Genomic DNA, 11026 nt, shown 5'->3' on the forward strand with positions numbered 1-11026 from the left:
CCGCTACGAACGAAAGGCTGAACACTTCCTGGCCTTCACCGCCATCGCATGCAGCCTCATCTGCTACCGCAGACTCGCCAAATGAGACGACGTCTTAGGGTCTATCCGGTTGGTGAGCGGTCGGGTGCCGGTCTGCACCAGGACGGTGATCCCGGTGTCGGTCTCCTCCACGCGATAGAGCAGACGGCTTTGGGCGCGAGGCGTCTCGCCGAGGTCGTCAGGGAGTAGCCGCATCAGGGTGCGGTGCATGGCGTTGGCGTCACCGAGGTCCGTGAGGGCTGCCCGGTTGCGGGTGTTGAGACGGAGCTGGGTCAGCCAGGCTGTGGCTGTAGTGGTGGGTGCCGTGGGAGTGGTCATGCAGTGGCCTCCAGTCCCTGGGCAGTGGCGAGGGCGTTGATCCAGTCGGTGCCGAGGCCGGCGCAGAGGTCGGCGGGCAGGGTAAGGGTGGTGACGTACTCGGTGCGGACCCCCCGGCCGTTGACCGGGCACGGGGCCGACCGACGGCCCGCAGGGGAGAAGCCCACTGACGACCGGGCCTCTGACGGTACCCGGGACGTCAGGTGTGGGCGACCCTGCCCGCCCGGGCCAGCCAGCCCCCACCACCATGACCAGCTCCCGCCACCCGCGCCACTTGACCACCACGCCGGCGAGCAGCAGCCACACACGGACACGGCGAATCCCCGCGCCACCCACGCCTGGCGGCCGGGCGTCAGCCCCTCACCAGGCGCCAGCCGCAGGCACCCTCCCGCGGGCCTGCCACAGCGCCCGGTGCAGCCGGGCTGGATGCGGCCCGGCCGGCCGATGTCCCGGCGGCACGCCCGGTCGGCACGGCTTGGACTCCCGACCACTTGAGACGAGTTGAGGGAGTCGGTCGTATGGGCAGGGTGGTCGGCATGGCAGACGTTGAGGAGCGGGACGCTGCGCGGGCGCTGGCCGCGCAGGCCCGGAACGTGGCGTGGGCGGCGGACGGCACGCCCTGGCACCGGTTCTTACGCGCGATCAGCGGCGGCAGATGGGGCCGCCAGCCCACCGGCTGGACCGTCATCCGGCTGGATGCGCCCTGGCAGGACACTCCCTCCTCGGAGCGGCCCGGCTGGAGGGAACGAGCGGCGAACCTCGCCGGCGACGTCGCCTTCGCCGTCGACTACACCGTCTGCACCACCTGCCGACTCGGGTGGGTCGAGTGGCCCTACACCATGGAGAAGTACCAGCGATGCGGGCTGGCCACCGCGGGCCTGGAAGCGCTGCGCCTCGAGCATCCCGGCCTGTCCTGGCACACCCTGGGCGGCCACTTCCAGGACTCCCGCCCCTTCTGGGCTGCTGCCGGCGCGGGTGTGCCAGGGAGCTATCAGCAGCGCGAGACCTGCCCGCACGTGCCCGAGGGATGAGCCCGGCCAGGCGCCGGCAGGGCGGCGGCCGCCTCGAACAGAGTCGAAACGGCTCTGCTTGGGCGAGTTCTCAGGCGCGACGGAGCCCCGCTGGATGACCGGGGTCCCTTGTCATGCCGCTGATAGGGACGACTTCCCGTGCATCCAGCGCAGCGGTGCGGCCGGCGGATCGTCCCAATAGGGCTGGAAGCATGGCCTTCCAGGATGTGTGCCCTCCTGCGCGCGACGTCGGCAGGTGCCCTCCCGCTTGTTGCAGGAGACGCACAACAAGCCTTCTCCGAACTAACTGCATTCGCTGAGTCGGCCGTCCGAGTCCCGTGTCCAGCGAACTGTCGCGGCATCAGTGAAGGAGAAGACGACTGGGCTGACGTGGACTCCCGTGGTGGCCAGGTCATCGCGCGCTCTAGATGCATCAGCCAGCCCGAGGGATCTGACCTCGTTGTCCGTCATCGGCTGGATCTGCTTGCCTTTGGCGACGATCATGCCGTACCGGGTTGCGGTGTTTTCAAGGTCGCGGGGAATCTCGACCTCATAGATCGGTTCGTCACTGTTGTTCTCGATCACGTAGGCATAACCCTCGCGGATCCAGGCGGCCCCCAGTCTCACCGACTCTTGCCACGTTGCGTAGCCGTGAACCAGTCGAGCCTGACCTCGTCGTTCAAGGTTTTTCTGTTTGCGGTCCCGGGCGACCTCGTTCCGGAGGAGAACGAAGCCGGTGAAGAAGGCAGCGACTGTGCCAATGGCTGCACCGGCCATGGACCATGCGCCGATCCAATCGGTCACCAAGGGGGTCGTGCTCACGGGAAGCGGGATAGGCCGTTGCGTGGGTGCCATAGTGCCACCGTAGAGAGCCCACCCTCTGGAGACAGGCAGGCACCTCGCGGAGCCGCCCGGGCAGCGTAAACGTTAACGGGTTCTTCCTTCGTCCGGCCCGGGGTGGATTTTTTTCAATCTGCTTGCGACTTCGGCTGTTTAGGCTCCGAAGTAACTTCCATGAACGGCAACTTGAGAGACGTACGAACAGATGTAAAAGTCCGCTCGTTAATCAATTTCAACTTTCCATCAGGTGACCTTCGCCATAGCTTCCCCGAGCCGTCCCGAAACTCCAGCTCTGGCGGCGGATCGTCTGATCTGGTCTCCCGGGTTGCGGACGCTGAAAACACCCACATGCTGACGGTGGCGGAGGCAATCCGTGAGGATTTGCTAGAGGGCGGTCGCACATCCAGGGTCGTAGTCGACTTCGGAAGTAGCTCCGAAAGGTTCTCCTCCCTCATTCCCGGTACGCGGACAGTTACTTCGTAGACCGGAGCATCGCTAGCATTACTGATGCGAATCACACGCTCCTGCTTGCCGGCATTCTCCTTGATTCCGATCCACGCTCCCACAAGGCTGGCTTGGCCACGCTCCTTGTCATGCACGCTGCGCCGATAGGAGATAGCTGCGATTGAGACGGACGTACTTGTCACCACGGCTCCGACCCAGGTTGGCACGTTGCCCCAATCCAGCCCCAACCATCCAGTTGCCATGCGAGGGTCCTTTCGTAAAGGTTGCCTTCACTGTGATACGCCGAGCAGGAAAACAGGTCCCGCCAGTAGCAGTTTGCCATAGGAGGACTTGAATACCTCTTGCTTGTCGGAGGCTCGCCGAACATGCAGGCATCATGCGTCGAACCCAAACGCTACGACTGATCGTCATCATCCAGATACCGAATGCGTCGATTACATCGTGCCGCGTCATGTGTGTCCGACGAGTTGTCAAACACAGGTATCCCGAGATCGACAGCCCGACGGGGACGGTTCTGTTCCGAATTAAACTGGGTGAGTTTGTCCTCGGCGCCAGCGAGACTGACTTGAAGCCCCTCGATCTCGCCGAGCCAGCCCTCACGCTCGGCTTCGGCGATACGGGCGATGAGGTTATCGCGGATATCGACCAGCCTTGCTCGCTGGGCCGGATCTGGTCGGAGGAGCGAGCATCTGACACAAGCGTGCTCGTGGATGCACGAGGTTCCGAACGCCCTGGCGCAGGTTCCGAGGGAGACCTTACGTTTCTCGAAGTGCGCGAGGAAAGCGTCCCATTCCTCATTCGTCGGCGTTCGGTATTCCTCGCTTGGGCGGAGTGACCGCCTACGGGCGATGAATGCGCGGTGGGCTTCGATGGCGTCCGCTGGGTAGATGGCGTTGTAACCCATCGTGGTGTTGATGTCGGAGTGGCCTGCGAGAACCTGCGCGATGTGGGGTGGCAGGCCGCTGCGGATGGCGTCAGTGATGAAGATCCTTCGGAAGTCGTGAGGAGCGAAGTCGAGGGGCTGGCCCGCGGAGTCGGTGAGCCCGGTTCGCTCCAGGACCTCATTGAGACCGTCGCGGATCATTTGGCGGGACACCGGTGTCCGCTGGCCTCCGTACGTCCATTGGAACAGCAGCGGCATCGGGGGGTTCCAGATCTTCTCCGCGACGTCGTAGTTGGGCAGCATCGGGATCGCGCCCGTTCGAGGATCACGCACGCGGGCAATGATCGTGCTGAGGACATCGGCCAGCTACTGACGAGAAGAAGCCGTTCCTCGTCGGTTTTCGAGGGAGCGACCTGGAGCAGAGGCACGACCTCACCGCTGGTGGGCAGCTTGTACTGGATCAAGGCGTGATGGCTGGCCTCCAGCATCTCCTCGATCCGGACGCCGGTGTGCTGCAGAAACTCGATCGTGGCCCAGGCCCAGAACGCCCGCTCCTCGAGCAGCCCCAAATGGATGCGTCGGCCGGACTCGTCGTAGGCCCGGAACGGAGTCGACGAGTCCTTCTTTTGGCGCGTGTAGGTTCGGCCCCTGAACGTGAACTGACCGCCGAGTGGAGCGGCCTGCAGGGCATCCATCCCCTCCCGGGCCTCCGTCCAGTTCGCTCTGGCAGCGCGGACAACGGTGGACAGGGCGGGCAGTCGTTCGCGGGTGCGCTGGTCCATCTTCGCCTTGCGGCGCTTCTGGTGCTTGGAGGTACTGGCATCGGCGGCGCTGACCGGGCAGGGAGCAACCCACGGGCCCCAGCGTTCTGGTTCCTCGACGGCCCAGTGGGCCAGGTCGAGATATAGAGCTCGGACTCCGATCATGAGGCTGCCGTAGTTGGCGCGCTCCGACACTTCCTCGTGCACTGTGCCATCGGGCAGCCGACGGCGCGTGACCTTCGTCCGGCTCACCTGCTTCCATGCGCTCACGACCTCGGCCGGCAGCCGGAGTGTGTCGATGCCGGGCTGGATACGTTCAATCTGCAACCAGAAGTTCCTCACGAGCGTCCGGGACGCGTCCTCCAAGGACGTGTAGTCCATGGTGGGCTGGCGTTCCTTGAGGTACTCGACCAGCAGGTCCCGGATCGGCTTGGACTGTGGCCGGTAGCGGTCGACGAGCTGCTCGACCGAGACCTGGCCGGACGTTCGGTGCAGCAGCCTCAGTGACACAGGCGCGTCGGACGGCAGATGACCCAGGTCCTTCAGCCAGGAGTAGAACAGACTTTGTCCGCCCGACGTGGCCCGCAGTGCTCGATGCACCTCCATGTACTCAATGGCGTCTCCGACATTGATGTCTGCCAGACCCCCGCCCTTGGCGATGACCAGCTTGACCAGCACGTTCTTGGCGAGAATGCCGAGGTGAGAGGACCACGCTTCTGGGCCCACCAACTCCTGAAGGCGAGCAAATCCCTCAGGGTCACGGTACTGGCAGATGATGGCACGCAGATTGGTCGAGGTCCGGGTGAGCTGCCAGCGAAGCGACGGACGGAGCACATCGGCGCAGACCAGGGCGAACAAGCCGGTGTTCAGGATGCCGTTCGCATTCGCCGCGTCGTAGCCGACCCAGCTGGCGTTGAGCTTGTTCCACTGTGCCCCGGTCGAGGTTGCGGCCGCAGTTGCGTTCCATCGTTGTTGCCAGGTGGCGCCCGGCTGATCCAGGAGCCAGCGGAGGATGAGCGTTGCGCCCCGGCGCCGGTAGAAGTGGGTGGACTCGCTCGCGGCCCGTAGCGGGGGTTGGTTCAGCCGGGCCACGACCTCCTCATAGGACTGGCTGGTAGCTGGCCAGGCGTCTTCGTAGGGCCGCGGCGGGAAGCGCTTCTTGGCGGCCCGCAGGGCTTCGCCGGCGAGTGGCTGTGCATCTCGGATGGCGGCCGGAGTGCGCAAGGTCGCAATGCTCGTCACCATGAGTTCCCGAAGAGAGTCTTCAGCGAGTCGGAGTTGTAGCCGGGGGCCGGTGGCGCGGGCGGACGCTCACGCTGCTCTGCCCGGCGTGCATGATGAGCGCGGACGCGTTCGAACACCTCGTCCTGGCTGGCCGGAAGGTAGAGCTGTGTGGTCGTCAGATGCGCATGACCGAGGACCCATTGGACGTCAGTCAGAGGCATGTTGGGGTCGCGGGCCAGTCGGTAGGACGCGGTGTGGCGTAGATCGTGGAGCGTCCAGTTCGCCCCGAGGAGCTCGTTGGCCCGGTTGAACATCGCACGCGCCGCGTCGTAGTTCAGCGGACGCCAGGGCCGCCTCAGGGTCCACCACAACGGCAGGTTCTTGCCCCGCGGGATGCCGTCTCGCCTTGTTTCCTCCTGATAGAGGCGCAGCCAGACGAAGGCGTCGGTTGAGCAAGGAAGCTGCTGGTAGGCGCGTGTTCCCTTTCGGGTCACGCCGACCAACTGCTGTCCCGGGAGGGCATCGCACTGCCGGCTGGATAGCAGTTCCTCGGCGCGGGCCCCGTTGGAAACCCAGAAGGCTAGGAGAGCACGATCTCGGTTGTGCCGGAGCGCGGCGAACAGCGCGTTGAACATCTCGTCCGGGATGCGGCGAGGCGCTCGTTTCGGGATGGTCGGCCGGTAGCGGCCTGTCCGCTCTTGGTCAAAGGGCCGGTCAGGCTTGTGGTGGGCGTTCACGCGGCTGCTGCGACGCGAGCGGTCAAGTGGAAAAGGGTTGATGATCGGCCCGGTGCCCTCGTCCCGGTGGAAGTCGTAGAACGTGCGGAGCACGGTTTCGCAGTGCGCGCGCGTCCTCGCGGCGTACTGAGGGCCGGGTGAGACCTCGCCCGTGATGGCGTTCGGCGTACCGGGGATCTTCTTGCGCGTCGTCCGCGGCCTCGGCGCCGTCTCTTCGGAGTGGCCCGCCTCCCGGTGTCTCCAGTGCAGGCGCTGCGGCTTGTTCGCGATCTGCATCCACCGAATGAAGTCCCGCGCATCTGTGCGCGTTGCCCGGCTCCACTCGATGTCGAGAGCCCACAGGAAACGCCACCAGCGCAGCAGGTCCATGCCGTATGAGCGGACCGTGGAGGCAGGTTTGTCCTCTGCCTGCAGCTCGGCGAAGAAGACCCGGACGGGATCGACGACAACGCCATCCTGGGCGAGTAACTGGTACGGCGCCCACTGATCACCGGTCTCCTGCAGCCTGCCTAACTCGGGCAGGACGAACGCTGCCAAGTCCCGCTCGGGGACATCACTTTGAAGCATCCCGAGAAGCTAACGGAAAACCCTTCTGACCTGCAAGAACTCACGAGTTAGTTCGGTTAACGGGCCGCGGACAAGGCCAGTGTGATGGTCGTGGTCGATCGCGTAGGCGGGGGCGCTGCAAGTGGCGCACGTGCCGTCCTGGATGTCGTGCAGCCGCCACCCGGCGTACCAGATGGGGATGCGCTCCTCCGGCCACCGCTCGGGCAAGGGACCGATCCAGGGCCGGGGTAGATATCGCGGCGCCACCCAGCCCCCGCACCTGTGCTCCGGCGGAACATGCACGGCCGCTATCGGCGGACCCAGCTCCTCGTCCTGCCAGTACAGCAGATAGTCGCGGCGGCGGTGACGATGGCAAAAGCCCTGACCTCGGGTGGGGCTCCATAGGTGGTAGCCGGCTGAGCCGTCCAACGGTCGCCGGGCGTACCGCTGATCCCGTATGCCGAGGTCGTCCGGCGCGCAGGGTTCTTTCCCAGCGCGTCGGCGAACAGCAGCGTCGACGATCGCAACCAGGTGGGCGGGAGCGTCTGCTCGTGAGGATCGTGTGGCTTGCGCATGGTGACCTCCAGGGCGGCATGTCGTTCCCGACGGTCATGCTGACGTATCGGACTGGCACCGCCCTTGAGGGGAAAGCCCGAGGGAATCAACCGACGGCGCCTCGTGCCGCCCTCTGTCAGCAAGCAGCTCGACAGCCCGCTCCCTGGTCACCCTGCTCAGGCGCGCATATGGGAAGTCCGGCCCCCATTTCGGTTCCCAGCCTGGCGCGTTTCGGTACAAATGCAGCAGCGAGTGAATGCCGCGCCGTACGGCCTCTTTGTGAGCCGGCCGTCTGACGGAGCTGAGCGTTGCCAACTGATCAAGAATGCGCTGCAGCAGATCGGCGTATACAGCCGCGCGACCGGGTCCCCAGGTGAAAATCGTGCGGATCTGCTCATCCGTGAATCCACCGGCTCTCAACGCGCTGACCACCTCACCCGTGGGCTCAGGCCAACCGTCCCCAGCCACGAGAGCAAGCGCCTCCTCACCGTCGAGGCAATCGCGCAGGAACCGGATCTGATCGCGCACCGTGTCATCTCTCATACGCCGCATCATCGTGCCCGCTGCGGGCTCGCGTGGGTCGAACGGGCCTATGCCCTATGGCTGGCTCCCGAGCAGCTCAGCGAAGAACCGGCGAAGCATCGCTGGAGCACTGTTCAGGCCCAGCTCGTACCCACCGAATCGATACACCTCGTACCCCTTGAGCCGCAGCGCCCGGTCTTCGGCGACCATCTTCGCGTACAGCCGCGGGGACGCCTCGTCTCCCTCGGCGTAGTGGTGTTTCCCGTCCACTTCCACCACGACGCGGGCTCCGTGCGGGAGCAGTAGGAGGAAGTCCATGCGTTCGCGGCCGAGGGCGCTGTCCTTGTTGCCGCGCTCTTTGCGCGTTTTCGGGTCCATGTGCAGGTACACCTGCGGCAGCAGCGCCGGGTGACTGGCTCCGGTCTCGCTGATGGGGTACAGCTCGCAGTAGGTGCGGAACACCCTCTGCTCGGGCGAGAGCCACTTTGGCCGCTCGGGATCGCTATGCAGTGACGCCCACAGCCGCTTGTAGAGGGCACGACCGACCTCGTTGTCCGGCATGTCCGCGGGGAGGGACTCCCGGGCCCGCCACCAGCTGATCATCTCGCCCCAGGTCAGGCCGGATGCGCTGAGCGGCTGGCTGTACACGAGGCAGAACTGCTCGTTCTTCACTATCAGGACGTCGTTGTTGATGGCGTCGCCGAGCACGAACTCCGGTTTCGGCCCGTCCGCGGCGAAGATCAGGTTCTTCATGACGCCGGGCACGCCGGCGCCGATCGTGCGGGCAGCGAACACTGGTGTGCCGCTGATGCTGTCCACTTCGATGAGCTCGTAGCCGTCGTGCGCCAGCGTCTCGTTGAAGAATGCATGGAGGCGCTCGACTTCGGCGGTATCGGTGCGCACCGCCGGGTGCAACATCTCGGCCAGAAACCGCAGGAGCGCTTCGTCGCCGTCAGCCAGGCCGAACCGCTCGTCGTGCCAAATCCAGTCGTCTTCCCAGTCTGCGGGATTGTTGATGCAGTGCTGCCAGATGTCCCGGGCGGCATTGGCGAACCGGGAGTCGTGGCTGGGCAGGTTGTCGAGGTCGTACAGGCGGCTGAGGAACTGCACCTCGTCGAGCGTCCCGCCCCACCATGCGCCCGCCAGACCGTCGCGAAGCCGACGGCGAGTGACGTCGGTGATGCGGCGCGTTTGGTCGCGGCTCTGCCGCAGATGGGGGTGGTACTCGCCTAAGTGATCCAGGACGGGACCGAACACGCCGTTGACGTAGCTCCGGCGTGCGGCGTAGCTGTCGCTCATCCCCTGGTCTTTCCAGTAGCTCTTGAAGCTCTTGAAGTCCCGGAAGGGCAGGTTGAGGGCGACCCCGAGACGCTTCAGCACGGCGGGCAGGGTCCTGAGGAGTACTGCGATCTCCTGGTCGTCGAGAGTCTCGCCTCCGCCCGTGCCGAACGCTTCAAGGTCGACCATGGCAAGCCGGGTCAGCTCGTAGGCCGCGTCCAAGTCGGTCATGTCGTCCAACGAGGTGCTCCGAAGCCGCTCGACCAGGCTGGTATCCAGGCAGGTCCTCGTGTAGCTGAACGGTTCCGCGCCGATCTGCCGGGCAACAAGGAAGCGATGCTTGGTCACGTCCTGATTATCTCGTCGCACCGCCTGCGAGGACCCGATCCCCGACCAGCTGCCCCTCTTCGGCACCCGAGCGTCAATCGCCGCGCGCCGGGATGGATTCAGTTGATGGCCTCTCCGGCCGCTGCTGTTTCCGGGCCGACCACCTTGCTGAGAATCAGGTCACGGACGGGTGGCGGCACCACCCGTGGGATCTGAAGGACGTGCCACTGGCAGCCGGGCACCAGACCGTCCAGCAACACGAACATCTGGCACTGGAACAGCAGCATCAGTGCCGAGAACGCGCCCTTCGACGGCGCCCAGCGGCGATCCCGCAAAGTCTCGGTGACGGAGACCCCGGACGGCAGCAGCCTGCCGTGCAGCCACTCCTCTACGGCCTCGCCGAGCTGCCCGGCGTCCAGCTCGCGCTCCACCCGCTGGCACAGATCCAGAGCCCACTCCCGCACCTGGGCCGCAGTGCGCCAGCCGGCCGCGAGGTCTTTCAGTGACGCCGTGTCCGCCAACGCCCGCAGGAGATCACGGGCGTCGCCGTCGGGGATGAAGGTCAGTGACCCGTCGTCCGCGATGATTCTGGCCGCGGCCTCCGGGACGTCCTCCTCGGTGGTCTCGACGAGCGAGGCAAACGGATTGGCCGGCATGCCCGGGCTCATGGCGCGCAGCAGGGCTCCGATGTCCTGCAGGGGGACGGAGCCGCCGAGGGTCGCGGTCACGGCGGTCAGCGTGGCGTCTTGCGGTGTGAGCCGCGGCGCTTCGGCGTTGTGGTCCAACTCCACGAGTTCGGCGGGGAGTTTACCGAGGATGCGGGCGATGCGCTCATCGATGCGGCGTGCACGGGCCGGGACAAGGGTCACGGTCTGGCCGCTGTCGGGAAGCTGGTGGGAGAGGCGGTCCAGCCGCTCGTCTAGGTCCAGGCCGTCGTCCGCGCCGTCACCCTCATCGGGAAGAGTGGCGGTGTCAACGGCGGCACGGAAGGCGGCGCGGACCGTCGCCTCCGGTACCGGGAGCCCGTCGGTGAACAGCAGCAGCGCCAGGTCCGTCGGCCGCTTGCCGCGCCCGGACATACGGCCGAGAGCCACGACCAGGTCGAAGCTCTCGGGCGGCGGCGTGGACGTGCTGCCGCGGCCCTGGCCGAGGCCTCCGCCTGGGATGTTCCCCGGCAGGAGTCCGGCCCGCCGCCAGCCGGCGAGCTGCTTGGCGGTGATGGTGAGGTCGTGACGCGCCGCGTGATCGATGAGCTGCTGGTCGGCCGCGCTGGGGCCGTCGCTGGAAGACATGGCGCGAAGGTAGCGGCGCCCGCACCGGTCGCGGACCGGTTTTAGACGTCGTCTCATTTGGTGTGCTGGGTAGTCTGCACCGTGTGGTGATGGTTGAGCGCATGGTGCCGGACGAGCTGTGGGAACTGTTCCAGCGGGTGGTACCACCTGCTCCGACACGGCCGCAGGGCGGAGGCCGGCGCCGGTACGGGGACCGCGAGGTCCTCGCGGCGATCATCTTCGTGGCCAC

12 protein-coding genes and 1 pseudogene are annotated in these 11026 nt (G+C 66.0%); 2 read left to right on the forward strand and 11 right to left on the reverse strand.

Going from position 1 to position 11026, the window contains the following annotated elements:
• Positions 1-63: 63 nt before the first annotated feature.
• Together ACWGJM_RS48425 and ACWGJM_RS48430 are read right to left on the reverse strand one after the other, a co-directional pair.
• The gene (locus tag ACWGJM_RS48425) at positions 64-357 is read right to left on the reverse strand and encodes a type I-E CRISPR-associated protein Cas6/Cse3/CasE (RefSeq protein WP_453418177.1); all 294 of its coding nucleotides are present in this window, start codon (positions 355-357) and stop codon (positions 64-66) included.
• Positions 354-524 (reverse strand): hypothetical protein, encoded by a 171-nt coding sequence (locus ACWGJM_RS48430; RefSeq protein WP_453418178.1) that lies wholly within the window; start codon positions 522-524, stop codon positions 354-356. Before ACWGJM_RS48430 ends, ACWGJM_RS48425 begins: the two co-directional genes overlap by 4 nt.
• A 369-nt stretch (positions 525-893) precedes the next feature.
• Between ACWGJM_RS48430 and ACWGJM_RS48435 the strand changes: the two genes are divergently transcribed.
• The gene (locus ACWGJM_RS48435; protein ID WP_453418179.1) at positions 894-1388 is read left to right on the forward strand and encodes a hypothetical protein; all 495 of its coding nucleotides are present in this window, start codon (positions 894-896) and stop codon (positions 1386-1388) included.
• A 282-nt stretch (positions 1389-1670) separates the two neighbouring features.
• On the opposite strand, the gene ACWGJM_RS48440 is transcribed toward ACWGJM_RS48435, so the two are convergent.
• The 9 genes from ACWGJM_RS48440 to ACWGJM_RS48480 form a co-directional block, all read right to left on the reverse strand.
• Positions 1671-2189: a hypothetical protein gene (locus ACWGJM_RS48440; RefSeq protein ID WP_453418180.1), complete on the reverse strand. Its 519-nt coding sequence runs from the start codon at positions 2187-2189 to the stop codon at positions 1671-1673.
• A 146-nt stretch (positions 2190-2335) separates the two neighbouring features.
• Positions 2336-2914: a hypothetical protein gene (locus ACWGJM_RS48445; protein ID WP_453418181.1), complete on the reverse strand. Its 579-nt coding sequence runs from the start codon at positions 2912-2914 to the stop codon at positions 2336-2338.
• A 152-nt stretch (positions 2915-3066) separates the two neighbouring features.
• Positions 3067-3756 (reverse strand): site-specific integrase, encoded by a 690-nt coding sequence (locus ACWGJM_RS48450; RefSeq protein ID WP_453418182.1) that lies wholly within the window; start codon positions 3754-3756, stop codon positions 3067-3069.
• On the reverse strand, positions 3753-5561 hold the full coding sequence (locus ACWGJM_RS48455) for a hypothetical protein (protein ID WP_453418183.1): 1809 nt from the start codon (positions 5559-5561) through the stop codon (positions 3753-3755). The genes ACWGJM_RS48450 and ACWGJM_RS48455 overlap by 4 nt, the downstream gene beginning before the upstream one ends.
• A complete protein-coding gene (locus ACWGJM_RS48460) occupies positions 5555-6844 on the reverse strand; it encodes a tyrosine-type recombinase/integrase (protein WP_453418184.1) in 1290 nt (429 codons plus the stop codon). The genes ACWGJM_RS48455 and ACWGJM_RS48460 overlap by 7 nt, the downstream gene beginning before the upstream one ends.
• Positions 6845-6853: 9 nt before the next feature.
• A complete protein-coding gene (locus tag ACWGJM_RS48465) occupies positions 6854-7126 on the reverse strand; it encodes an endonuclease domain-containing protein (RefSeq protein ID WP_453418188.1) in 273 nt (90 codons plus the stop codon).
• 306 nt (positions 7127-7432) lie between these two features.
• Positions 7433-7921: a hypothetical protein gene (locus tag ACWGJM_RS48470; protein WP_453418185.1), complete on the reverse strand. Its 489-nt coding sequence runs from the start codon at positions 7919-7921 to the stop codon at positions 7433-7435.
• Between the two features lie 54 nt (positions 7922-7975).
• Positions 7976-9526 carry an AbiJ-related protein gene (locus ACWGJM_RS48475; RefSeq protein ID WP_453418186.1) on the reverse strand — a complete coding sequence of 517 codons (1551 nt, stop codon included), beginning with the start codon at positions 9524-9526 and terminating at the stop codon, positions 7976-7978.
• Positions 9527-9624: 98 nt separating this feature from the next.
• Positions 9625-10797, reverse strand: coding sequence for a hypothetical protein (locus ACWGJM_RS48480; RefSeq protein WP_453418187.1), 1173 nt, complete (start codon positions 10795-10797; stop codon positions 9625-9627).
• An 89-nt stretch (positions 10798-10886) separates the two neighbouring features.
• Between ACWGJM_RS48480 and ACWGJM_RS48485 the strand changes: the two are divergent.
• Positions 10887-11026, forward strand: a pseudogene (locus tag ACWGJM_RS48485) (IS5/IS1182 family transposase); the annotation flags it as partial.

It is taken from the genome of Streptomyces sp. NPDC054834, assembly GCF_053611185.1.

Bases quoted from the DNA above. Each gene is read 5' to 3' on its own strand.
- ACWGJM_RS48455 (WP_453418183.1), bottom strand. From the start codon at position 5,561: ATGGTGACGAGCATTGCGACCTTGCGCACTCCGGCCGCCATCCGAGAT.
- ACWGJM_RS48470 (WP_453418185.1), bottom strand. From the start codon at position 7,921: ATGAGAGATGACACGGTGCGCGATCAGATCCGGTTCCTGCGCGATTGC.
- ACWGJM_RS48445 (WP_453418181.1), bottom strand. From the start codon at position 2,914: ATGGCAACTGGATGGTTGGGGCTGGATTGGGGCAACGTGCCAACCTGG.
- ACWGJM_RS48435 (WP_453418179.1), top strand. From the start codon at position 894: ATGGCAGACGTTGAGGAGCGGGACGCTGCGCGGGCGCTGGCCGCGCAG.
- ACWGJM_RS48460 (WP_453418184.1), bottom strand. From the start codon at position 6,844: ATGCTTCAAAGTGATGTCCCCGAGCGGGACTTGGCAGCGTTCGTCCTG.
- ACWGJM_RS48450 (WP_453418182.1), bottom strand. From the start codon at position 3,756: ATGATCCGCGACGGTCTCAATGAGGTCCTGGAGCGAACCGGGCTCACC.
- ACWGJM_RS48480 (WP_453418187.1), bottom strand. From the start codon at position 10,797: ATGTCTTCCAGCGACGGCCCCAGCGCGGCCGACCAGCAGCTCATCGAT.
- ACWGJM_RS48425 (WP_453418177.1), bottom strand. From the start codon at position 357: ATGACCACTCCCACGGCACCCACCACTACAGCCACAGCCTGGCTGACC.